The organism is Alcaligenes sp. PF14 (genome assembly GCF_037150615.1).
Lineage (GTDB): Bacteria > Pseudomonadota > Gammaproteobacteria > Burkholderiales > Burkholderiaceae_B > Alcaligenes > Alcaligenes phenolicus.
Genome location: NZ_JBAGRS010000003.1, coordinates 175,734 through 197,832, shown reverse-complemented (window position 1 = coordinate 197,832; position 22,099 = coordinate 175,734). Strand labels below are relative to the sequence as shown.

Sequence of the window (22,099 nt, the reverse complement as noted above, 5' to 3'; positions counted from 1 at the left end):
GCGGTTAAAATAAGCCGCTACCGTTTGAAACCCGTTGAACGTGTAATGTTCAACCCTGAATACACACAAGGCCAGCCGCCCTATGTCATCAAGACGCCGTATTATCCCACTCCCGGACTTGCTTGTAAGCCAAATTGCAGCCGGTGAAGTTATCGAGCGCCCGGCCTCTGTCCTGAAGGAATTGCTGGAAAACGCGATTGACGCCGGAGCCAGTGCCATCGAGATTCGCCTGGACGGCGGCGGCATACGCCGCATCTCTGTCAGCGACGATGGCCACGGCATCACCCAGGAAGAATTGCCCCTGGCGCTGCTGCAACATGCCACCAGCAAGATTCGCTCGCTGGAAGAGCTGGAGTCCGTGGCCTCCATGGGCTTTCGGGGGGAAGCCCTGCCCTCAATTGCCTCGGTAGCCCGTCTGACGATCAACTCGCGCACTCAGGACGACCCGCACGCCTGGGAGTACTCGCTGGGCCAAGCTGAACCCCAGCCCGCCTCCGGGCAGATTGGCACGCATGTGGATGTACGCCAGCTGTTTGACGAGATCCCCGCCCGTCGCAAGTTTTTGCGCACGGAAGGCACGGAGTACGGCCACTGCGTGACCGCGCTGGAGCGCATCGCCCTGGCACAGCCGCAAATCGCTTTCCGCCTGTTTCACAATGACAAGCCCCAACGCCACTGGCGCAGCGGCACACTGGAGCAACGCCTGCTGGATATCTTGGGCAAAGAGTTTATTGAGCAAAGCCTGCCTGTCGCCCAGGAACAGGGCCTGATCAGCTTGCGCGGTCTGGTGATTCACCCCGCCCATGCTCGCCCCAGTGCAGACAAACAGTTCCTGTTCGTGAATGGCCGTTTTGTGCGTGATCGTACTGTGTCACATGCTATACGCAGTGCTTATGCCGATGTACTGCATGGAGATCGCCAGCCTGCCTATGCCTTGTTTCTGGACATTGCCCCATCCACGCTGGATGTGAACGTACACCCCGCCAAGCACGAGGTTCGCTTCCGTGACAGCGGTGCCGTCTACCGCTTTGTGCTGCAGTCTGTTGGACAAACCCTGGCGCAAGGTAGCATGGCCGGGGAAACGCCAGTTGCCGCCATGCCTTTGCCTGAAGGCGCTACTCAGCCTCCTGTAACGGGCACACCCAGCAGCTCCTACACCAGCAGCGAACCCGCCATGCCGTATAGCCATCCGGCCCGCCAAGGCTGGCAATCCAGTTTCAGCCTGCGCGAGCCATCTGGTGGCGGCAATGTCGACTGGAAAAGCATGTATCGCCCGATTGAACCTGCTCCCAGCAACACGCCAGTCACCAGCTATCAAAGCGAGGCAGATAGCACAACGGACGAGTTTCCCTTGGGCATGGCCCTGGGGCAGTTACACGGCATCTATATTCTGTCCGAGACACGCCAGGGCATGATTCTGGTGGACATGCACGCCGCACATGAACGCGTGGTTTACGAACAATTGAAACAGGCTCTGGATGGCCGCGAACTGCCTCGTCAGGACCTGCTGGTGCCGGTCGTATTCAGTTGCTCGGAAAGTGATATCGCCTTGCTGGATGAGCATCAGGAAACCCTGGCCGATCTAGGCCTGAGCATGAACCCGGCAGGCCCCACCACCATGGCCGTGCGTGCCGTCCCCGCCCTCCTGGCCCAAGGCGATATCGAATCGCTGGCCCGTGCCGTACTGCGCGATCTGGCCCAGGTAGGCTCGTCACGCCACCTGGATGAGCAACGCAACGAACTGCTCTCCACCATGGCCTGCCACGGCGCCGTACGCGCCAATCGTCGCCTGAGCATCCCCGAGATGAACGCCCTGCTTCGCAAGATGGAACAAACTGACCGGGCCGACCTGTGTAATCACGGCCGCCCCACCTGGTTCCAATGGAAGCTCAGCGAGCTGGACAAACTTTTTATGCGTGGACAATGAACGATTTACCCATTCTGTGCCTGGCTGGCCCGACGGCCAGCGGCAAAAGCGCAAGCACGCATATCCTGGCTCAACACTGGCCGATTGAAGTGATTGTGATGGACTCGGCCACGATTTACCGTGACATGGACATTGGCACCGCCAAACCCAGCGCCGAAGAACAAGCCGCTATCCCCCACCACTTGCTGGATATACGCGACCCGGTAGAGAGTTACTCAGCCGCAGAGTTCGCCACCGACGCAACCCGTCTTATTCAAGAAATCCGGACGCGCGGGCATTACCCTGTGCTGTGTGGCGGCACCATGCTGTATTACAAAGCCTTGCGCGAAGGCTTGAACGATTTACCGCAGGCAGACCCTGCCATTCGCCAGCAACTGGATGAGCGTGCCCAGGAGATTGGCTGGCCCGGCATGCACGAGGAACTGACCCGCATCGACCCGGTGACGGCTGCCCGACTGGCTCCCCGCGACAGCCAGCGCATTCAACGTGCGCTGGAGATTTTCCATATCAGCGGCAAGACCATGAGCGACTGGCTCAAGGACAAAGCCCAGCCGCAAGAAGAGAGCCACCAGTACGTCACCATGAGCCTGGAGCCAGAAGATAGATCCTGGCTGCATAAGCGCATTGCGGCTCGCTATCACGACATGATCGCGCAAGGGCTGCTGCAGGAAGTGGAGAAGCTGTACCAGCGCCCTGATTTACATCCCGGTCTGCCCTCCATTCGCTGTGTGGGCTATCGGCAACTGTGGTCGTATCTGGACGGCGAAGTCAGCCTGGACGTGGCGATCGAACAGGCGATTGCCGCGACTCGCCAACTAGCCAAACGTCAATTGACCTGGCTACGCTCCGAACCCGAGCGTCTGCAATTCAACTGCCAGAGCCCGCAAGCCGCCGAGCAGATTGTGCAAGCGGCACGCCAGATCTGGCCAGCTTGATACACCAGGCTCGCTCGTAGGAACGGCCCCTTGACGGCCGGATGGTATCCGACTGCCAAGGGGCCCCGTTCAAAGAAACCGTTTTTTTACCCGAGACGCCTCTTACACCGAAGCGCTGCTCAGCTTGGGCAAGACTTTGGTACGCATGGCCACGTATTGGAACGCCCCCCCCAACAAAGCGCCGATCAGCCAGCCGTAACCTGCCATATTCGCCAGCGCAGGCACCCAGACGGTCGCTACCGAGAACACCGCCGCCAGGAAGAAAGCGGCCATTGCACGCTTGTTCCAGCCGTTCTGGAAGTAGTAGGTACCGCTTTCTGCCAGGCTGAACAGATCCGACACCACGACACGCTGTTTGCGGATCAAGTAGAAGTCCACAATCATGATGCCGTACAAGGGAGCCAGCAAGGCGCCCAAGGTGTCCACAAAACCCGTAATGCCGATAGCGCTGATCAAGGGCAGCCACAAGGCACCGATAAAGAAAGCAATTACGGCTGTCAGAATGCCGCCCATCTTGGCAGAGATCAGCTCGGGCTTGAGGTTGGCCAAATCAAAGGCCGGTGGAATAAAGTTCGCCACCAGGTTGATACCCACGGTTGCGGCAAAGAAGGTCAAAGCCGCGATCACGGTCAAAGCCAAACTATCGACGCGATCCACAATATCGGTAGGGTTGGTCAAGGTTTCGCCAAACAACACAGCTGTACCGGCGGTAATGAACAAGGCCAGGAAGGAGAATACGGCCAGGCTGACAGGCAAGCCCATGAAGTTACCGATACGCATGCTGCGCTCGTCTTTCACAAAGCGCGAGAAGTCGCCGTAGTTGATCACAACGGCAGCAAAGTACGCCACCATAGTGCCCACCACCGCACCAAAGGCCATCAAGGGTCCGCCTTCGTAAGAGCCTTTACCGGCAAAGATCTCACCCACTTTATCGAGCAAACCACCGCCAGCCTTGTACCAGATCACGGCCAGCAAGGCGAACATCACCAGATACACCAACGGGCCCGCCCAGTTCAGGAAGCGCGTAATCCACTTCATGCCCATCAGGAAAATACCCAGCTGCAGGATGCAAACCACCACGTAAGACACCCAGCCCACCCAATCCAGCCCCAGGAACAAGGCTCCGCCGGGATGATCCAGCAAGGCATTGAACAACAGCGCCAAGGCCGTGGAGGCAAAGTAGGTCTGCACGCCATACCAGAAAATGGCCACAATCCCGCGCACCAGAGCAGGAAACTTGGCGCCCTTCACCCCCATGCTGATACGGGCAATCACAGGATAGGGAACGCCATACAGCACGCTGGGTTTACCGCTCAGGTTCACCAGTCCCATCACAATAAAACCGGCCAGCAAGATGCCAGCAAATACGGCCCAACCATTCAGACCATAAGAAATGAACAAGGTGGCGGCCAAGGTGTAGCCAAACAGACTTTGAATATCGTTAGACCAGACGTTGAAAATCTCGAACCAGCCCCACAAGCGTTTTTGTCGTGGCAAAGGCGCCAAGTCTTCGTTGTGCAAAGCAGGATGCGGGTCTTTCAAGGATAAATCGCTGTGCTCCATTTTCTTCCCCCTAAGAAATTGCTTCTAACATTTCAGCTGAAATTTCTATGTGCTTGCCGCTACTGTAGGAGCCTTGCTGATCGGGGAACATTATGGAATGTACGAGTAATACCTAAATTCGGATTAGCTCGAAAAACGACATAATCAAATCCATATAATATTTATTTGAAAATCAAATACATCAGATTCGATGCGGTAATACAGGGCAATTCAAAGCAGGATGCAGGAATAAAAAAAGCCAGCTTGATGAGCTGGCTTTTTTACTGACGGAAAGATCAGAGGTTTTTAGACCACTTCGGTCTGTGCCTGACCTTCCTGACGCTCCAGGATTTCGCCCAATTGGTAGACGGTTTCGCCTTGCTCGGACAAAGTGGCGCTGATGGCGTCTGCCTTGTCTGCAGGAACAATGATGATCATGCCGATACCGCAGTTGAACACACGGTACATTTCTTCGTCGGCCACGTTACCGTTGCTTTGCAACCACTGGAACAAGGCAGGCATGGTCCAGGAATCGCGCTTCAGACAGGCAGTCAGGTGCTTTTGCAGAATGCGTGGCACGTTTTCCAGCAAGCCGCCGCCGGTGATGTGAGCCAGGCCCTTGATGTCCGCACCGTGAGCAGCCAAAGCAGCCAGCACGGATTTCACGTAGATGCGGGTGGGTTCCATGACCACGTCAGCCAAAGGACGGCCATCAAGCTCGTCGGTAGGCTTGGCGTTGGCGTGCTTGAGAATCTTGCGAATCAGGGAGTAACCGTTGGAGTGGGCACCGCTGGAAGCCAGACCCAGAACCACGTCACCAGGAACAATGGACTTGCCATCGATAATGCGCGATTTTTCTACCGCTCCCACTGCAAAACCGGCCAGGTCGTACTCGCCTTCGGGGTACATGCCGGGCATCTCTGCCGTTTCACCACCGATCAGGGCACAAGCGGACAGTTCACAACCCTTGGCAATGCCGCCAACTACTTGAGCAGCCGTGTCGACCGACAGCTTGCCGCAGGCAAAGTAATCCAGAAAGTACAAGGGTTCTGCGCCCTGGACTAGAATGTCGTTGACACTCATGGCCACCAGGTCTATACCCACAGTGTCGTGGCGCTGCCAATCAAATGCCAGGCGTAGTTTGGTACCAACACCGTCGGTGCCGGACACCAGAACGGGCTCTTTAAGGTGGGTAGGCACTTCAAACAAAGCGCCAAAGCCTCCGATTCCAGCCATGACGCCTGCACGCATGGTTTTGGCAGCCAGTGGTTTAATACGATCGACCAGGGCATCGCCCGCGTCGATATCCACGCCTGCATCGCGGTAGGTCAAGGAAACAGAAGTAGTGTTTTTCATGGGAAAAGCCGTGGGATATGTGAAAATTGCGAGTTGGACGAAATTGTACGACACATGACCGAGCAACTGATTCTGGATATATCTCCAGCACCGCCTGCCTCTTTGGACAACTTTGTTGCCGGAGCGAATCAGGCTGCGTTGCAGGCTCTGCGTCAATGCAGTCCAGGACGCGCGGTTTACCTGTGGGGACCGCCCGGCGCAGGTCGAACACATCTGCTGCGAGCGATGGCCAGTCAAGACGACAGCCGCTATTTTAGTTCAGATACACCCTCCCAGCCCATCTTTGACATCGCCACGGATGACAAAGCTCCTCCAAGCCTGCTGGCCATCGACGATATCGAACGTTTTGACGAGCACGGACAGGCTGCCGTATTTGCACTGTACAATCGCTGGCGCGAGTCGGCCACCCGGCCTGACGCCTTCACGCTGCTGGTCTCCGGCGACCGGGCTCCCAAAACCATGTCCGTGCGCGAGGACTTGCGCACTCGCCTGGGCTGGGACCTGGTATTCAGGCTGGAATACCTGTCGGACGCCCATCGGGCCGAAGCCATGCAACAGCGAGCCGCTGCCCGCGGTCTGCAGCTGCAAGCGGAAGTGCTCAGCTGGATACTGACTCACTACGATCGCGATATGAACCGCTTGAGCGCACTGATCGATGCGCTGGACAATTATTCACTGGTAAAGAAACGCCCCATCACTTTACCCCTGCTCAAAGAACTTCTGGCCAACAGCCAGACCCAATCTTCTAGTTGAGTCATGACTGCTTCTTCTTTTATTGCCCTGTTTGATCTGGACCACACTCTGCTTCCTTTAGATAGCGATTACCAGTGGGCTGACTTCCTGGCCCGTACCGGCCGCGTCGGTGACCCCGCTGAAGCCATTCGTCTGAATGAAGACCTGATGGAACGCTATAACCAGGGATTGCTGACGGCCGAGGAATCGGCCGAATTCATGTTGGGCCTGCTCACCAATGCCAGCCAGGAAGAGTTGCTGGCCTGGCAGGACGAATTCATGCAGGCCGTGATCCTGCCCTCGATCAGCCCCGCTGCACGCGAACTGTTGGCCCAGCATCAGGACCAGGGCCATCTGGTGGCAATCGTGACCGCTACCAACGAATTTGTGACACGCCCCATTGCTGCGGCATTGGGCGTAGACCACCTGATCGCGACCACCCCCGAAATGAAAGACGGCCGCTACACCGGCAAGATCAGCGGCGTGCCCAGCTTTCAGGCTGGCAAGATCACCCGTGTAGAACAGTGGCTGCAAACCATGGGCAAAACTTTGTCCGACTTCGAGCGCAGCTGGTTTTACAGCGATTCGCCCAACGATCTGCCCCTGATGGAAGTGGTGACCGACCCCGTGGCAACCAACCCCAGCGACAAGCTGCGTGCCGTGGCCACCGAACGCAATTGGGTCGTCATCGATTTGTTCGCTGACATGATGGACAGCAAATCGTAAAATCAGACGCATGCTCAAGCGAACAATAAAAACATTTGTCGACCGGCTGCTCAAACCAGCCAAAAGCGCGCGTCCCAAAGGGCCGCGCCGCTACACACGAGAAGAACATGGCATAGACCGGCGTCTGGTCTCGCGTCATGCCATCAAAGTGTGCGAGGTCCTGAACCACGAAGGCTATCAAGCCTATGTCGTGGGCGGCGCAGTGCGCGATTTGCTGGTGGGCCTGGAGCCCAAGGACTTTGACGTGGCGACCAACGCCACGCCCGAGCAAATCCGCCCCCTGTTCCGTCGTGCCCGCATCATTGGCCGCCGCTTCCGCCTGGTACACGTGGTGTTTGGCCAGGAAATCATCGAAACCTCGACCTTCCGGGCCGACGATAGCGGCAAGCAAACGGACGAACATGGCCGCATCCTGCGCGATAACGAGTACGGCACCATCGAAGACGATGCCGCACGCCGCGATTTCACACTGAACGCGCTGTACTACGATCCCCTGACTGAAACCGTCATCGACTACCACAACGGGGTAGCCGATCTGAAAGAGCGTCAGGTACGCATTATTGGTGATGCGGAAACCCGCTATCGCGAAGACCCGGTGCGCATGCTGCGTGCCGTGCGCTTTGCCTCCAAGCTGGATGCCACCATTGAACCGGCAACGGATGCGCCCATTCGTTCCTTGTCGCGTCTGATCGAGAACGTACCCGAGTCCCGTCTGGCTGACGAAACACTCAAGCTGCTGAACTGCGGCCACGCCATGGACTGCATCCAGCGCCTGCAGGCGCTGGGTCTGCACAGCAAGCTCTTGCCTATGGTCGAGCCGGTTCAACGCCTGCCCGGTGGCTCTGAATTCCTGGATATGGCCCTGGCCCGCACCGACACCCGCGTTCGTGCTGGCAAATCGGTCAGCCCCAGCTTTATCTATGCCTGCCTGCTCTGGAAGCTGGTCAAGCAAGAGTGGGAACGACGCAGTGCCCAGGACATGCATCCCCAGCAGGCCTTGCTGGAAGCCGCCGACCTGATCCTGGAAAAACAAAGCCGCATCATGCCGATTCAAAAGCGCTTCCAGTCGGATATGCGCGAAATCTGGTTCATGCAGCCCCGTTTTGAGCGCATCGCCAATCGCGCCATCTGGCGCATGACGGAACAACCTCGTTTCCGTGCCGCTGTGGATTTTTTACAACTACGCGCCGAAGCCAAAGAGGTGGATAGCGTGCAGGCGCAGTGGTGGATGGATCTGGCCGATGCTGGTGACGAAGAACGCAGCAATATGATTGCCGTGCGCAAACCTGCTGGCACCGCCGCTACCGGCTCGCGCAGCGGTCAGCGCCGTACCCGCCGCCGTCGCTCCAACGCCAAGCGCAGCAACGCAACGGGTGGAAGCGAATCGTGATTCCAGGCAGCACCACCGTTTTCGTCGCCATGGGCGCGAATCTGGGCGAAGCACGACAAACCCTGGAAACAGCAGCGGCTGAACTGGCCGCTACTGCTGGCATCCAGGATCTGACGCTGGCCCATTTCTACAGCACGGCTCCCGTCGATTCCAGTGGCCCGGATTACGTCAATACAGTCGTTCGCTTCACCTGCACCCTGGCTCCCGAGACCTTGCTGGACCGTCTGCAACACATCGAGCAAGAGCACGGCCGCACGCGCCTGTACCGTAATGCCCCCCGTACCCTGGATCTGGACTTGCTGCTTTACGGGCAAGAGCAGATCAACACGGAGCGGCTAATCGTACCCCACCCCCGCATGCATGAACGTGCTTTTGTGCTGGTACCGCTAGCTGATCTGGCTCCTGAACTTGAACTGGCCCAAGGCCACATCAGGGAGTTACTGATCAACGTGCAAGATCAGGAAATCAAGCGGCTGAGCTGATACCCGCTGCCAGGCCCCCGTCCATAGCGGGGCCTGTCGCCAGCCGCCATCCCATTTGCAAGACCTGAGCAATACTGCTGACAATTTCCTCGCGGCGGGCCGCAGAGTCCACACGCAGCGCATACGAGGGGTGCCAGGCTGCAATTATCCACGTCTGCCCCACAAGAAACGGCTTGGCCAAATACTGAGCAAGCGGCACTTGGGTTCCCAGCAAAGCAGATAAGGCCGTCGCTCCCAAGGTGACGATGACAGCAGGTTCAAGACGCGCCAGCTCTTCTTGTAACCAGTGCCCACATGCCTGCACTTCGGCTTGAGAGGGGCTGACATGCAAACGCTGCTTGCCTCGCCCTTTCCATTTGAAATGCTTGACGGCATTGCTCAGATACAGCGCATTGCGTTCAATACCGGCACGCTGCAGAGCCTGATCCAGAACCTGCCCCGCGGGACCGACAAAGACACGCCCTGCCAAATCCTCGTAATCACCGGGTTGCTCGCCCAGCAACATCATACGCGCTGTTGCCGGGCCTTCTCCCGGCACTGCTTGCGTAGCGTGCTCCCAAAGGCCGCAGCGACGACAGGCTTCCAGTACGGAAGGCTCACTGCGGTGAGGTTGTGCGCTGTGGGCCTCCACCGCGACTGACTTGCCCGGCATCCGGGCTACCGCACTAAACTGCCCCACTCGCCGGGCGCCATTACGGGCCTCGCTAATCATGGCGGGAATCAAGCTGGCTTCGGGCAGGCCTTTCCAGAATCGCACTGGCATGCTCTGCTGCAGAGCGGTTTCATTCAGCCGAGCGGGATTGAAAATGCTTTGGTAATAGCGCAGCCACAAGGCCTCCACCTGATCATCGGCCGGGCCAGCCCGTAACGCCTCTATATTGTCGGGGGCATCCTGCAGCTGCAGATTCTGACCATCCCACAGTGCAAGCCCTTGCGGCGTCGCGATACACCACGACGTGCCCCCCATGCGTTTGGAGAAATAGTCTGCAATCCACTCCAGCACATCATGCTCGGGTTCAAACCAGGCCCAGTACTCGGGCTGCATGCCCTTGCCACAATGGCGGAACCGTACATAAGCCATCATGTCGTGTTTTTCCTTGCGTACCGCTTTGGCCATCTCGTACAGACGGGCACCATCTTCGTCTGCTACAAACTCCACACTGCGGTCACCTTGATGCCAGCGCCACAGGACACGGTAAAGTAAAGCCCAACGCGCCGGCGCACGACACAAGGCCGCATCCTGCAGCAAGGCAGCCAGCCCTTTGGAAATACGCACAGACACACTGGAAACGGGCTGCTGCGCCTGGGGCTCTTGCAAGGAAACAGGCGGGGAAAGCGGCGTATGGAGTGCTTCATACTCCAGCCCGATTTGCTGCCCTTGCCGCCCCGAAGCCGGGCTTGCTTCTGCCCAACAAAGCTCCTCCGGCGACCAGCCCTCGGCCAAAGCGCGTAATGCCTGCTCGCGCCAGGCCAGATAACCGCCGTTCACCATCAGAGTCATCATGACTGTTGGCTCCTGCTGCCAGAAAGAAGCAAGGTCGTCACACAAGGGGGATTCATAGCAAGCTCAGTTGCTGCGGATTGCTCGAGAGCATGCGTCGCAGCTTGTCTGACGCAGCCTCAGCAAGGCCGGGACGGTAATCCTGGACCACTACAAACGGCTGCAATGTTTTGATGGAACAACGCAAACGGATCAAGTCCTGATATCGGATCGCCCGCATCTGACGAAGCTCGACCAGGCGCTTGGCATTGCGTATGCCTATACCCGGAACACGCGCAATCAGACGCTCGGGCGCCCTATTCAGATCTACCGGAAAAACCGCTCGATTGGACAAGGCCCAAGACAGCTTGGGATCAATATCCAAGGGTAAATCGCCCTTATCCTGAAACAGCTCCTCGGCCCGGAAACCGTAGCTACGCAGCAGGAAATCGGCCTGATAAAGACGATGCTCCCGCAAGAGCGGCGGCGGCTGGGCTGGCAGCGCCGACGAACTGTCCGGGATGGGGCTGAATGCCGAGTAATACACCCGCTTGAGCTTGTAGGCTCCGTACAAGGTCTGCGCCGTTTGCAAGATATTGCGGTCATCCGCTGCATCCGCACCGACAATCATTTGTGTACTTTGCCCGGCAGGCACTTTAGGCCGCTTCTCCTCCTGAGCCTGTTCCTGGGACAGACGAATGACGCCCATGGCGCGCTTGATCGTATGCCCACTTTTCTCGGGCGCAAGACGGCTCAGGCCAGCGTCTGTAGGAAGCTCGATGTTGACGCTGAGGCGGTCTGCATAAAGACCAGCCAACGTAATCAGTTGGGGATCTGCATCAGGAATGGTTTTAAGGTGGATATAGCCGCGAAAATGGTGATCTTCGCGCAAGGAGCGCGCCACCTCGACCAGGCTCTCCATGGTGTAGTCCGAACTTCGTATGATGCCCGAGCTCAGAAACAGACCATCTATATAGTTACGCCGATAAAAATCCAGCGTCAGATCAACCACTTCGGCAGGCCGAAAACGCGCGCGTGGCACGTTGCTGGAGCGCCGGTTCACGCAATACAGGCAGTCATACTGACAAAAATTGGTCAGCAGTATTTTGAGCAGCGATACGCAGCGCCCGTCAGGGGTAAAGCTATGACAGATGCCGGCCCCCGTACTGGCCCCAAGACCCGTACGCCCACGGGAATCCCGTTTGGGCGCGGCACTGCTGGCGCAAGAGGCATCGTACTTTGCCGCGTCGGCCAGAATTTCGAGTTTGCGCGATAGCTCCATGACCGAAACACTGTATATAAAAACAGCATTATACAGTTTTCGCTCAAGGCGTCACTTATCCAGAAAACGTTCAAAGAGGGCAAGCGGCCTGGCCAGTCCGGCAAAGGACAAGCCAGGCAAACCAGCTCAAGCTAAAGGATCACGCGTCCAAAAGCTTGATCAAGGCCTCTTGATGATTGGATCGAGCCTCCAGCAATTGCCGCCCTTCTTCGGTCAACATGGCTATCAGGGGAGCGGGGAAAGGGGAAGGAGTCTGCGTCGTTTGCGGGATGGCTTGGACTAATCCCAGCGACTGTAATTGTTCAAAAACTGCTTGTTTCTTGTGCCAGGGGGTTTGGCGTAAGCGCACGAGCTCAAGAGTGTTCCAGATTGTGGGGTTGAGCTGCGGAATAGTGATGGAGCGCTGAAGTTGCGTCATACAAGGCCCTTAATTAAGACCACCCATACCGACGTTGTGTGCCCATAAGGGAGGTCAGCCAGAAAGCATCCCTATACCGTACAACATAACGATGTACAGAATATTTCAAGGAGTTCTGACAGACATCGTCGCAGCGCTCCTCCAAGACTCCAATAAGCAATAACCCGCGCTTGCGCCCTGGCAAACCCGGAAAAATCAGTCCGGGCCCGTTTTTTCTGCTCATTTTTTTTGATGCAAAATTGTTCCGAAAAGCAGCAAAAACACAACAAACGATCCGGCTCCAGCCAACCCCAGATTCGCGCTTAAACCGTAGGCATCCACAGTCTGCCCGCCCAGCCAGGAGCCAAGCGCTATGCCGATATTGAACACAGCCACGTACAACGACGTAGCCACCTCAACAGCATTGGCAGCGGCCTTCATCATCCAGCTCATCAGCCCTACCGACACCCCGCCATACGCCAGGCCCCAAAGTAGCAAAATCGCACCTCCACTCAGCGGTGATCTACCCACTGTCAAGAAAAGCAAAGCAGTGATGCTTAGACCCAACGCTATCGCCATCAAGCTGGCTTCAGTGCGTTTGGCTGCCGACATCCCGATCAGGAAATTGCCCACAATCCCGGCCACTCCATAAGCAAACAACAAGGCTCCTATCCATTGAGCACCTATGCCGGAAACAGACAGCAAAAGAGGACGCACAAAGGTAAATGCGCTGAAATGCCCCGCGACCAGAATCAGGGTCAAGAGCAAACCAAACCATAACTGCCGATTGCCAAACTGCTCGGCGAACTGACGCCATGTAGTCGAGCGCGACACGGACAGGGGCGGAATCACGGCCAGATGGAAGATCAACGCCAAAGCGCTCAGCAGCGCCATGCCGCCAAACGCCCAGCGCCATCCAGCCAGTTCACCCATCAATGCGCCCAATGGCACGCCCAACACAGAAGCGGCGGCAACCCCACCGAAGATGATCGAGGTTGCCAAACCTACAGACCGAGCCGGAACCAGACGGGATGCCAAGCCACCTGCAATGGCCCAGATGCCTCCCATACAAAAACCAACCAGAATGCGGGCGGCCAGCATCCAGGCGATGCTGGGAGCCAGGGCGGACGCTATATTGGCCATCACCAGCAAGGCCAGCAAACCGCACAGAATGCGGCGTCTGTCCACGCCACCAGAGGCCAGCACCACCAGAGGCGCAAACAGGGCCGCCAACAAGGCAGGCAAGGAGATCAGCAAAGCAGCCGTCCCCGTGGAAGTCTGCAAACTGTCTGCAATGGGAGTCAGTAAACCTACGGGCAGCATTTCCGTCGTGACCACAGAAAAAGTGGCTAGGCCAACGGCGATAACGGCCAGCCAGGACTGCCGCTTGCTGGGCTGCCCGGTCATGGATAGAGAAGAGGTATTCATCGCTACATGCTCAAAGAAAGAAGTCTAGACAGCGCAGGAGCGGGCTACTACGGGTGCGCGCAAACTTTGATAGCTGCACAAGGCAAGCAAGACGATCAGGGCAGCGGCATAGAGCGCAACCATAAAGCCGGAACTGGCTCCGCCCTGATCCACCATCCGCCCCGAAGCGGCAGCCCCCATAGCCACACCAATATTCAGACCAGCCAGCAGCCAGGTCATGCCCTCGGTTAATTGCTGCTCCGGCACCACACGCTCGACCAGCGACATGGCCACAATCATGGTGGGGGCGAAAAACAGACCAGCCAGCAAAACCGCCCCTGCCAGCTGTGCCACGCTGGCCACCAGTAATAAAAGCAAGGTCGTGGCGGCGGTAGCCAAACCGCCCAACAGCAGCAGGCGATGCAAAGGGATGTTCAGCTTCAAACCACCAAACACCAGACCTGCTGCGCAAGAACCCAGGGCGTAAGCCGACAGCACCAGGCTGGCCGCCCCCGGCTGCCCCATTTGCTGGGCAAAGGCCACGCTGACAATATCCACGGTGCCCACAATCACACCCATGGCGACCATCAGCAATGCCAGCAAACGCACACTATTCAGACGCAGGACCGAAGGGCGGCTGCCCTGCTCCTGTGCTTGGATCGGCGGCTCAGTCCCCTTTTGCAACAACAGAGCCGACACACCGGCAATCAGCAATAGCGCAGCAGCCAGCACACCGGCTTGCGGAAACACCAGGACCGCCAAACCCACCGACAAAGGCGGCCCGGCAATAAAGGTGACTTCATCCAGCACGGTTTCCAGCGAATACGCTGTTTGCAAGCGATCCTGCCCACGATAAATCGCCGTCCAGCGAGCACGCACCATGGCCGACATGCTAGGCATGAAACCGGCCAGCACCGCGCCTGCAAACAAGGTCCAGTCAGGCGCCTGCCACCATGTCGCCCCCAACAAGAGCAACAAGCCCAGAACACTAATGGCTGTTGCTAGCGGCAGAACACGGCTTTGCCCACGCCGGTCCACCCAACGGGACACTTGTGGCGATAGCAGCGCATAGCTCAATACAAAGGAGGCGGAAACCGCCCCCGCCAAGGCATAGCTGCCCCGCAGTTGCGACAGCATGGTGATGATTCCTATCCCTATCATGGGCAGCGGAATCCGGGCCAGCAGCCCGGCCAGGGCGAATCCCCGTGTGCCAGGCGCGGCAAAAAGTTCTCGATAAGGCTGAGCCATTACATTCTCCGTGAGCGCCCGCTTGCCACGACACGGTGATGCGTCGACAATACATACAAGGCGTATGTTTAAAATGATATATACATACGCTACGCATGTAAATATACATTCAGCTCGTATGTAAGGAGAAACTATGGCACGCCGTACCCGCGCCGAGATGGAAGAAACCCGCGCCACCCTGCTCGCCACCGCTCGCACGTTCTTTACGGAACGTGGCTATGCCGACACATCCATGGACGAGTTGACGGCGCAAGCGGGCCTGACACGTGGTGCGCTCTACCATCATTTCGGTGACAAAAGGGGTTTGCTGGCGGCGGTGGTCGACCAGATCGATGCGGAAATGGACGAGCGCCTGCAGGCTATTTCAAACAATGCCGAGGACGCCTGGGACGGGTTTGTACGCCGCTGCCATGCCTATCTGGAAATGGCGCTGGAACCGGAAATGCAGCGCATTGTCTTGTGTGATGCCAAGGCCGTACTGGGGGGCGCATCACCCGAATCGCATCAGTACTGCGTGGGTTCCATGGAAGGCTTGATTCAGGCACTGATGGATCAAGGTCGAATTGAACAGGCAGATCCCCACGCCCTGGCTTCCCTGATTTACGGCAGTCTGGCTGAAGCCGCCTTCTGGATTGCGCAGGGAGAGGATGGGGATGCCCGCTTGGTGAAAGGGCTGGCTGCACTGGATTTATTACTGCGCGGCTTGCTGATCAAGTCCTGAACGGGCGATGCTGAAAAAGCCAGTACCCAGGCAAAGAGCGGGTCTGGGATCATCTGCTTCTAACGGCAGGCAGATCAACAGATCGAATTCTTTTTTACGCGACCTCTTGAGCCACCAGAAATATACGGCCCTGGCATCTATAGCGGTAATGAACCTCTCCTAAAACCAGAACATTCAGGCAGCCAAGCAAAGCTCATACAAACGACAGACATAAAAAAAACCCGCATTGAATGTTGTGCTGACGCTGTTATTACAAGCAGACCAGAAACACTCAGGCGGGTTTTGTATCTATAGCGCCGGGAAGCCCAAGCTTCCCGTTTCACGTCTTACACAGCGACCAACGAGATCTCTGCGATACGCTTGCGCCACTCGGCAGGACCGGTGTTATGCACGGATACGCCTTGCGAGTCCACAGCCACGGTCACGGGCATGTCCTGAACTTCGAACTCGTAAATGGCTTCCATACCCAGGTCCTCGAAAGCCACCACTTTCGCATTGCGAATAGCCTTGGAAACCAGGTACGCGGAACCACCCACGGCCATCAGGTAAGCCGATTTGTGAGCACGAATCGCTTCAATCGCGGTTGGGCCACGCTCGGCCTTGCCGATCATGGAGATGAGGCCAGTTTTGGCCAGCATCATCTCGGTGAACTTGTCCATGCGAGTGGCGGTGGTCGGGCCTGCTGGACCAACGGCTTCGTCACGCACAGGATCAACCGGGCCCACGTAGTAAATCACGCGGTTGGTGAAGTCCACAGGCAAGGATTCGCCCTTTTCCAGCATGTCCTGAATACGCTTGTGGGCGGCGTCACGGCCAGTCAACATCTTGCCCGACAGCAGCAAGGTCTGACCTGGCGTCCAGGAAGCCACTTCTTCAGGAGTCAGCTCGTCCAGGTTCACTTGGCGGGACTTGTTGTAGTCCGGTGCCCAGTGAATGTCAGGCCAGGCCGACAGCGGCGGAGGTGCCAGCTCGGCGGGGCCGTTGCCGTCCAGCGAGAAATGTACGTGACGGGTTGCCGCACAGTTGGGGATCATGGCCACAGGCTTGGACGCCGCGTGGGTCGGGAAGGTGTTGATCTTCACGTCCAGCACAGTCGTCAAACCGCCCAGGCCTTGAGCGCCAATACCCAGAGCATTGACCTTCTCGTACAGCTCGATACGCAGCTCTTCCAGCTTGCTTTGCGGGCCGCGTTGCAGCAGCTCGTACATATCGATGTCTTCCATCAGGGCTTCCTTGGCCATCAGCATGGCTTTTTCAGCCGTACCGCCCACGCCAATACCCAGCATGCCCGGAGGACACCAGCCAGCGCCCATCGTAGGAACCGTCTTGAGCACCCAGTCCACCAGAGAGTCGCTGGGGTTGAGCATCACGAACTTGCTCTTGTTTTCCGAACCACCGCCCTTGGCGGCCACTTGAATGTGAACCTGATCCCCAGCGACCAGTTCCACATTCACAATACAGGGTGTGTTATCGCGCGTGTTTTTACGGGTGAACAAGGGGTCGTTCAGGATGGAGGCACGCAGTGGATTATCCGGATTCAGATAACCGCGACGCACCCCCTCGTCACAGAGCTCCTGCAAGGAGCGCTTGGTATCAAAGCGCACACCCATGCCCACTTTCAGGAATACGTTCACCACCCCGGTGTCCTGACAGATGGGGCGATGGCCCTCGGCACACATGCGCGAGTTGGTCAGGATCTGGGCGATGGCATCTTTGGCCGCCGGGTTCTGTTCGCGCTCATAAGCGCGGGCCAGATGCTCCAGATAGTCGGTGGGATGGTAGTAACTGATGAACTGCACCGCATCAGCGATGGACTGAATCAGATCGTCTTCTTTGATCGTGGTCATGGTGGCGTCTATATAAAAAACGGGATGAACAAGGGGAAACTATTTGCCCTGCCAGACAGGTTCGCGCTTCTCGGCAAAAGCCGTCGCGCCTTCCTTGGCATCTGCAGAGGTAAAAATGCCGGCGATACGGGGGCGCTGCAGATCGAACAGATCCGACTGACGCCAGTCGCGCGACTGGGAAATAATGCTCTTGGCGGTTTGCACGGCCAAAGGACCGTTGGCGGCGATCTGCTCGGCCAGTGCCAGCGCCTGCTCGGTAGTTTTGCCGGGTTCGGCCAGACGGCTGACCAGACCCAGCTCGGCCATGCGGGCAGCGGGGTACATACCCCCGGTCAGCACCATTTCCATGGCCATGTGGTAAGGAATACGGCTAGGCAAGCGCACCATGCCGCCCGATCCGGGGACAATGCCGCGTTTCACTTCAGGCAGGCCGAAGTTGGCGCTGTCGGCCGCAACAATCAGGTCGCAGGACAAGGCAATTTCAAAACCACCGGCCAGGCAGTAGCCTTCCACGGCGGCAATCAATGGCTTGGCAGGCGGGCGCTCGCAAATACCAGCGAAACCGCGGTCGCCTACATAGGGGCGCTGGCCAGTCTTGGCAAAGGCTTTCAAATCCATACCGGCGCAGAAGGTATTGTTGGCCCCTGTCAGCACGCCTACGGCAATGCTGGGGTCGGCATCGAACTCATCCAGAGCCTGGGCCAGCGCCTGCGCGGTTTCCAGGTTGATGGCATTGCGTGCCTCGGGACGGTTCAAAGTAATCAACAACACCTTGCCGATACGTTCAAGCGTGACAAGTTCACTCATGGACCTAGCCTCCTTTAGACTGCCGCCCGAGATTCTGTTTCAAGATCAGGTCAGCAAATAAGCAGTATTTGGACAAACGCATATGATACGTCTAAAAACAACCTGACCGCCCGGTACACAGCGGCCTTGCCCATGGCCCGGACGGCCAAAATAGCCCATTGCGGGCGCTTTTCTGCTGCAAGGGCGCAGTTCACGCTAAAATAGAAAAATTTTGCAGATTCTCGCTTTACTGGCCATTGCTCATGCTCACCTTTCAGCAAATCATACTTACGCTCCAGCAATACTGGGACAAGCACGGATGCGCTCTGCTTCAGCCCTACGATATGGAAGTCGGTGCCGGAACCTCTCATACGGCAACCTTTTTGCGGGCCATCGGCCCTGAACCGTGGCGCGCTGCCTATGTGCAGCCTTCGCGCCGCCCCAAAGACGGGCGTTACGGGGACAACCCCAACCGCCTGCAACACTACTACCAGTTTCAGGTCGTGCTCAAGCCCGCACCTGAAAACATTCTGGACTTGTATATCGGCTCGCTGGAAGCCTTGGGCATCAACCCCAAAGCGCACGACATCCGTTTTGTTGAAGACGACTGGGAAAACCCGACACTGGGCGCCTGGGGTCTGGGCTGGGAAGTCTGGCTCAATGGTATGGAAGTCACCCAGTTCACCTACTTCCAGCAAGTAGGCGGTCTGGACTGCACGCCAACCACGGGCGAGATCACCTACGGTCTGGAGCGTCTGGCCATGTACTTGCAAGGCGTGGAAAGCGTCTACGATCTGGTCTGGACCGAAGGTCACAACGGCCAGCGCATTTACTACCGCGACGTGTTCCACCAGAACGAAGTGGAGCAATCCACCTACAACTTCGAGCACGCCAGCACCGATGTGCTGTTTGCACACTTCAACGACTACGAAGCCGAAGCCAAGCGCATCATTGACGTGCCGCTGGCCCTGCCCGCTTACGAGCAAACGCTGAAAGCTGCCCACACCTTCAATATGCTGGATGCCCGCGGCGCCATCAGTGTGACCGAGCGCGCTGCCTATATTGGCCGTATCCGCAATCTGTCCCGCGCTGTCGCACAGGCTTACTACGACTCCCGCGAACGCCTAGGTTTCCCCATGCTGAGCAACAAATCCTCGGAGGCCAAGTAATGAATGCCTCCACGACACAGCCTTTGCTGATTGAACTGTTCACCGAAGAACTGCCCCCCAAAGCGCTGCAACAGCTGGGGCAAGCCTTTAGCGAAGGTCTGCAAAAAGTATTGGGCGAGCAAGCCCTGCTGGCCCCGAACTGTGAAGTGCGCGCCTATGCTACGCCTCGCCGTCTGGCTGCCTGGTTCAGCGCTGCGTACCAGCAAGCCGAAGACCAGCCTTATACCGAAAAGCTGATGCCCGCCCATATTGGCCTGGATGCCAATGGTGAGATCGCCCCGGCACTAGCCAAGCGCCTGGCTGCCAAAGGCCTGGAGCATCTGAAGGCCAGCGACCTGCTGCGCGAATCCGATGGCAAGCAGGATTACCTGTACGCCAGCGGCATTGCCACTGGCGCCGCCCTGAAAGACGGGCTGCAAGAAGCTCTGGAATGGTCCATTACGCACCTGCCCATCCCTAAAGTGATGCGCTATCAGTTGGCCGATGGTGTCAGCAGCGTGCGCTTTGTACGCCCTGCTCACGGCCTGGTCGCCCTGTGGGGGTCGGACATCGTTCCCGTCAGCGCCCTGGGCCTGCAAGCCGGTCGCCAGACACACGGTCACCGCTTCATGTGCGATGTCCCCTTCGACATCCGTGATGCCGACAGCTGGGCCGTACAAGTCCAGGAGCAAGGCTGGGTGGTTCCTTCCTTCGAAATTCGTCGCGAACAGATTCGCACCGACCTGGAAGCTGAGGCCAAACGCCTGAACTCCACCTTGGGCAACGATCCCGAAGTGGAAGCCCTGCTGAGCGAAGTCACCGCGCTGGTCGAATACCCCACCGTGTACGTGGGCCAGTTCGACGAGCAATTCCTGCAAGTGCCTTCCGAATGTCTGATTCTGACCATGCGTCTGAATCAAAAGTATTTCCCGCTGTTTGACCCTGCCACACAAAAGCTGACCAATCGCTTCCTGATCGTCAGCAATATGAAGGTGGATGATCCCAGCAACATCATCGAAGGTAACGAGCGTGTGGTGCGCCCCCGTCTGGCGGACGCTCAGTTCTTCTTTGAAACCGATCGCAAGCAAACTCTGGCCGAGCGTGTTCCTACGCTGGCCGGCAGCGTGTACCACAACAAGCTGGGTTCGCAGCTGGACCGCATCGAGCGCCTGCAGTCCGTGGCTGGCTACATTGCCAAGCAACTGGGCGCGAATGAAGAGCACGCCCGTCGTGCCGCTTTGCTGGCCAAGGCGGACTTGAACTCCAATATGGTGGGCGAGTTCCCCGAGCTGCAAGGCGTGATGGGCGCTTACTACGCCCAAGGCGATGGCGAGCCCGAGGACATCGTGCTGGCTATTCGCGAGCAATACCGTCACCGTCTGGACCAGGCTGTCACAGATGCCAGCCTGACCCAAGCCATTCTGTTCCTGGCCGAGCGCGCCGAAGTTCTGATCGGTATCTGGGGCATTGGGCTGGCTCCAACTGGCGAACGCGACCCCTACGCCCTGCGCCGTGCGGCTCTGGGCCTGATCAGCGCCTACGAACAACTGCAAGCCGGTTCCCAATTGAAGGCCAATAGCCTGAATCTGGATACGCTGCTGAACACCACCGCTTCCTTCTTCAAGGACGGGGTTCTGGCCGATGACACGGTCGATGCGGTTCAGACCTTCATCTACGAGCGCTACCGCAATCAGCTCTGCAACGATTACGAGCGCAGCGTGGTCGATGCCGTGCTGGCCCTGCGCCCACCGCTGGAACAGGTTCACGCCCGCATTCAGGCTTGCGCCTCTTTTGCCCAACGCCCTGAAGCCGAGAGCCTGGCTGCCGCCAACAAGCGCGTCAGCAATCTGCTCAAGAAAGCCGAAGGCGAACTGGCAACTCTGGACGACCAACTGCTGGTCGAGCCCGCCGAGCGTGAGCTGGCTGCCAAGATTCAGGAATTGCAGCCCGTTGCCCAGGCCCAGTTTGAAGCCGGTGAATTTGACGCTTCCCTGGCCACGCTGGCCCAGGCCCGTGGTGCCGTGGACAACTTCTTCCAGGACGTCATGGTCATGGCCGAAGACCCTGCCATCCGTGCCAATCGCCTGGCCTTGCTGGCCAAGCTGCATGCACTGATGAACCAGGTTGCGGATCTTTCCAGGCTGGCTAACTAGTGAAACTTGCCATCATTGATCGGGACGGTGTCATCAACCATGACAGCGATGCCTTTATCAAAAGCCCACAAGAGTGGGAGGCTATCCCAGGCAGTCTGGAGGCCTTGGCTCGCCTGACCGAAAACGGCTGGAAGGTGGTCATTGCCACCAACCAGTCCGGTCTGGCGCGTGGTTTGTTTTCCATGACCACGCTCAATGCCATCCATGCCAAGATGCGCCGTGAATTGGCCTTGCTGGGTGGCTTTATCGATGCCATCTTTATTTGCCCGCACGGCCCGGATGATGGCTGCACCTGTCGCAAACCGGCCCCCGGCATGTTTCGCGACATTGCACATCGCTATGAAGTGAACCTGCAAACCGTACCCTCGGTGGGCGATTCCTTGCGCGATCTGCAAGCGGCCAGCCAAGCCGGTTGTGCCCCCTGGTTGGTCCAGACCGGCAAAGGCATGCGTACCCTAGAGAAAGGCGGCTTGCCCGAAGGCACGCGCGTCGAGGCCGATCTGGCCGCTGTTGTCGACAAATGGCTCCACGGAAACTGAT

The 22,099-nt window shown here is 57.9% G+C and carries 20 protein-coding genes; 10 read left to right on the top strand and 10 right to left on the bottom strand.

Annotated features, from left to right (window positions below; translation table 11 throughout):
- The first annotated feature begins 82 nt into the window (after nt 1–82).
- Together mutL and miaA are read left to right on the top strand one after the other, a co-directional pair.
- Nucleotides 83–1,927, top strand: coding sequence for a DNA mismatch repair endonuclease MutL (gene mutL / locus WFM49_RS07945; RefSeq protein ID WP_336972714.1), 1,845 nt, complete (start codon nt 83–85; stop codon nt 1,925–1,927).
- Nucleotides 1,924–2,862: a tRNA (adenosine(37)-N6)-dimethylallyltransferase MiaA gene (gene miaA / locus WFM49_RS07940; RefSeq protein WP_115634191.1), complete on the top strand. Its 939-nt coding sequence runs from the start codon at nt 1,924–1,926 to the stop codon at nt 2,860–2,862. The genes mutL and miaA overlap by 4 nt, the downstream gene beginning before the upstream one ends.
- Before the next feature lie 102 nt (nt 2,863–2,964).
- Here the strand turns inward: miaA and WFM49_RS07935 are convergent, their stop codons facing one another.
- Nucleotides 2,965–4,425, bottom strand: coding sequence for an NCS1 family nucleobase:cation symporter-1 (locus WFM49_RS07935; RefSeq protein ID WP_022983477.1), 1,461 nt, complete (start codon nt 4,423–4,425; stop codon nt 2,965–2,967).
- Nucleotides 4,426–4,710: 285 nt separating this feature from the next.
- On the bottom strand, nt 4,711–5,760 hold the full coding sequence (gene purM / locus WFM49_RS07930) for a phosphoribosylformylglycinamidine cyclo-ligase (RefSeq protein ID WP_336972711.1): 1,050 nt from the start codon (nt 5,758–5,760) through the stop codon (nt 4,711–4,713).
- 54 nt (nt 5,761–5,814) lie between these two features.
- On the opposite strand from purM, the gene hda reads away from it, so the two are divergent.
- Genes hda through folK form a run of 4 tightly spaced genes read left to right on the top strand, consistent with a single transcriptional unit; the run spans nt 5,815 to nt 9,090 of the window.
- Nucleotides 5,815–6,513: a DnaA regulatory inactivator Hda gene (gene hda / locus WFM49_RS07925; RefSeq protein WP_022983475.1), complete on the top strand. Its 699-nt coding sequence runs from the start codon at nt 5,815–5,817 to the stop codon at nt 6,511–6,513.
- A gap of 3 nt (nt 6,514–6,516) precedes the next feature.
- The gene (locus WFM49_RS07920; RefSeq protein WP_336972709.1) at nt 6,517–7,218 is read left to right on the top strand and encodes an HAD family hydrolase; all 702 of its coding nucleotides are present in this window, start codon (nt 6,517–6,519) and stop codon (nt 7,216–7,218) included.
- Between the two features lie 10 nt (nt 7,219–7,228).
- On the top strand, nt 7,229–8,608 hold the full coding sequence (pcnB, locus tag WFM49_RS07915) for a polynucleotide adenylyltransferase PcnB (RefSeq protein WP_254499685.1): 1,380 nt from the start codon (nt 7,229–7,231) through the stop codon (nt 8,606–8,608).
- Nucleotides 8,609–8,637: 29 nt separating this feature from the next.
- Nucleotides 8,638–9,090: a 2-amino-4-hydroxy-6-hydroxymethyldihydropteridine diphosphokinase gene (gene folK / locus WFM49_RS07910; RefSeq protein ID WP_336972925.1), complete on the top strand. Its 453-nt coding sequence runs from the start codon at nt 8,638–8,640 to the stop codon at nt 9,088–9,090.
- Here the strand turns inward: folK and WFM49_RS07905 are convergent.
- From WFM49_RS07905 to WFM49_RS07885, 5 genes are all read right to left on the bottom strand, one after another.
- The gene (locus WFM49_RS07905; RefSeq protein WP_336972706.1) at nt 9,074–10,594 is read right to left on the bottom strand and encodes a UdgX family uracil-DNA binding protein; all 1,521 of its coding nucleotides are present in this window, start codon (nt 10,592–10,594) and stop codon (nt 9,074–9,076) included. The two genes, folK and WFM49_RS07905, sit on opposite strands and share 17 nt — an antisense overlap.
- A 52-nt stretch (nt 10,595–10,646) precedes the next feature.
- Complete coding sequence (locus WFM49_RS07900; RefSeq protein WP_009461276.1) at nt 10,647–11,852, bottom strand: putative DNA modification/repair radical SAM protein; 1,206 nt, start codon at nt 11,850–11,852, stop codon at nt 10,647–10,649.
- 139 nt (nt 11,853–11,991) lie between these two features.
- Nucleotides 11,992–12,270: a hypothetical protein gene (locus tag WFM49_RS07895; protein WP_022983473.1), complete on the bottom strand. Its 279-nt coding sequence runs from the start codon at nt 12,268–12,270 to the stop codon at nt 11,992–11,994.
- A 219-nt stretch (nt 12,271–12,489) separates the two neighbouring features.
- The gene (locus tag WFM49_RS07890) at nt 12,490–13,677 is read right to left on the bottom strand and encodes an MFS transporter (RefSeq protein WP_336972703.1); all 1,188 of its coding nucleotides are present in this window, start codon (nt 13,675–13,677) and stop codon (nt 12,490–12,492) included.
- Between the two features lie 24 nt (nt 13,678–13,701).
- A complete protein-coding gene (locus tag WFM49_RS07885; protein ID WP_336972701.1) occupies nt 13,702–14,904 on the bottom strand; it encodes an MFS transporter in 1,203 nt (400 codons plus the stop codon).
- Nucleotides 14,905–15,037: 133 nt separating this feature from the next.
- Here WFM49_RS07885 and WFM49_RS07880 point away from each other — a divergent pair, with 133 nt between their 5' ends.
- The gene (locus tag WFM49_RS07880; protein ID WP_336972699.1) at nt 15,038–15,625 is read left to right on the top strand and encodes a TetR/AcrR family transcriptional regulator; all 588 of its coding nucleotides are present in this window, start codon (nt 15,038–15,040) and stop codon (nt 15,623–15,625) included.
- 326 nt (nt 15,626–15,951) lie between these two features.
- Here WFM49_RS07880 and WFM49_RS07875 read toward each other — a convergent pair whose 3' ends face one another.
- Genes WFM49_RS07875 through WFM49_RS07865 form a run of 3 tightly spaced genes read right to left on the bottom strand, consistent with a single transcriptional unit; the run spans nt 15,952 to nt 18,575 of the window.
- Nucleotides 15,952–17,472 carry a fumarate hydratase gene (locus tag WFM49_RS07875; protein WP_022983469.1) on the bottom strand — a complete coding sequence of 507 codons (1,521 nt, stop codon included), beginning with the start codon at nt 17,470–17,472 and terminating at the stop codon, nt 15,952–15,954.
- 39 nt (nt 17,473–17,511) lie between these two features.
- Nucleotides 17,512–18,279 carry a crotonase/enoyl-CoA hydratase family protein gene (locus WFM49_RS07870; protein WP_060185623.1) on the bottom strand — a complete coding sequence of 256 codons (768 nt, stop codon included), beginning with the start codon at nt 18,277–18,279 and terminating at the stop codon, nt 17,512–17,514.
- A 50-nt stretch (nt 18,280–18,329) separates the two neighbouring features.
- The gene (locus WFM49_RS07865; protein ID WP_162089543.1) at nt 18,330–18,575 is read right to left on the bottom strand and encodes a hypothetical protein; all 246 of its coding nucleotides are present in this window, start codon (nt 18,573–18,575) and stop codon (nt 18,330–18,332) included.
- Between WFM49_RS07865 and glyQ the strand changes: the two genes are divergently transcribed.
- The 3 genes from glyQ to gmhB are packed head-to-tail and all read left to right on the top strand — an operon-like array spanning nt 18,522 to nt 22,098.
- On the top strand, nt 18,522–19,427 hold the full coding sequence (glyQ, locus tag WFM49_RS07860) for a glycine--tRNA ligase subunit alpha (RefSeq protein ID WP_026485201.1): 906 nt from the start codon (nt 18,522–18,524) through the stop codon (nt 19,425–19,427). The genes WFM49_RS07865 and glyQ overlap by 54 nt on opposite strands.
- Entirely contained in the window at nt 19,427–21,559 is a 2,133-nt protein-coding gene (gene glyS / locus WFM49_RS07855; RefSeq protein ID WP_336972696.1) for a glycine--tRNA ligase subunit beta, read from the top strand. The genes glyQ and glyS overlap by 1 nt, the downstream gene beginning before the upstream one ends.
- A complete protein-coding gene (gmhB, locus tag WFM49_RS07850; RefSeq protein ID WP_009454972.1) occupies nt 21,559–22,098 on the top strand; it encodes a D-glycero-beta-D-manno-heptose 1,7-bisphosphate 7-phosphatase in 540 nt (179 codons plus the stop codon). Before glyS ends, gmhB begins: the two co-directional genes overlap by 1 nt.
- The last annotated feature ends 1 nt before the right edge of the window (nt 22,099 follow it).

What these genes read in the sequence shown, in the direction of transcription:
- WFM49_RS07935 (WP_022983477.1), bottom strand. Translation starts at nt 4,425, where the DNA reads ATGGAGCACAGCGATTTATCCTTGAAAGACCCGCATCCTGCTTTGCAC.
- pcnB (WP_254499685.1), top strand. Translation starts at nt 7,229, where the DNA reads ATGCTCAAGCGAACAATAAAAACATTTGTCGACCGGCTGCTCAAACCA.
- WFM49_RS07890 (WP_336972703.1), bottom strand. Translation starts at nt 13,677, where the DNA reads ATGAATACCTCTTCTCTATCCATGACCGGGCAGCCCAGCAAGCGGCAG.
- WFM49_RS07900 (WP_009461276.1), bottom strand. Translation starts at nt 11,852, where the DNA reads ATGGAGCTATCGCGCAAACTCGAAATTCTGGCCGACGCGGCAAAGTAC.
- folK (WP_336972925.1), top strand. Translation starts at nt 8,638, where the DNA reads ATGGGCGCGAATCTGGGCGAAGCACGACAAACCCTGGAAACAGCAGCG.
- miaA (WP_115634191.1), top strand. Translation starts at nt 1,924, where the DNA reads ATGAACGATTTACCCATTCTGTGCCTGGCTGGCCCGACGGCCAGCGGC.
- WFM49_RS07875 (WP_022983469.1), bottom strand. Translation starts at nt 17,472, where the DNA reads ATGACCACGATCAAAGAAGACGATCTGATTCAGTCCATCGCTGATGCG.
- glyQ (WP_026485201.1), top strand. Translation starts at nt 18,522, where the DNA reads ATGCTCACCTTTCAGCAAATCATACTTACGCTCCAGCAATACTGGGAC.
- WFM49_RS07920 (WP_336972709.1), top strand. Translation starts at nt 6,517, where the DNA reads ATGACTGCTTCTTCTTTTATTGCCCTGTTTGATCTGGACCACACTCTG.
- WFM49_RS07895 (WP_022983473.1), bottom strand. Translation starts at nt 12,270, where the DNA reads ATGACGCAACTTCAGCGCTCCATCACTATTCCGCAGCTCAACCCCACA.
- WFM49_RS07905 (WP_336972706.1), bottom strand. Translation starts at nt 10,594, where the DNA reads ATGATGACTCTGATGGTGAACGGCGGTTATCTGGCCTGGCGCGAGCAG.
- hda (WP_022983475.1), top strand. Translation starts at nt 5,815, where the DNA reads ATGACCGAGCAACTGATTCTGGATATATCTCCAGCACCGCCTGCCTCT.
- purM (WP_336972711.1), bottom strand. Translation starts at nt 5,760, where the DNA reads ATGAAAAACACTACTTCTGTTTCCTTGACCTACCGCGATGCAGGCGTG.
- WFM49_RS07870 (WP_060185623.1), bottom strand. Translation starts at nt 18,279, where the DNA reads ATGAGTGAACTTGTCACGCTTGAACGTATCGGCAAGGTGTTGTTGATT.
- WFM49_RS07880 (WP_336972699.1), top strand. Translation starts at nt 15,038, where the DNA reads ATGGCACGCCGTACCCGCGCCGAGATGGAAGAAACCCGCGCCACCCTG.
- mutL (WP_336972714.1), top strand. Translation starts at nt 83, where the DNA reads ATGTCATCAAGACGCCGTATTATCCCACTCCCGGACTTGCTTGTAAGC.
- glyS (WP_336972696.1), top strand. Translation starts at nt 19,427, where the DNA reads ATGAATGCCTCCACGACACAGCCTTTGCTGATTGAACTGTTCACCGAA.
- WFM49_RS07885 (WP_336972701.1), bottom strand. Translation starts at nt 14,904, where the DNA reads ATGGCTCAGCCTTATCGAGAACTTTTTGCCGCGCCTGGCACACGGGGA.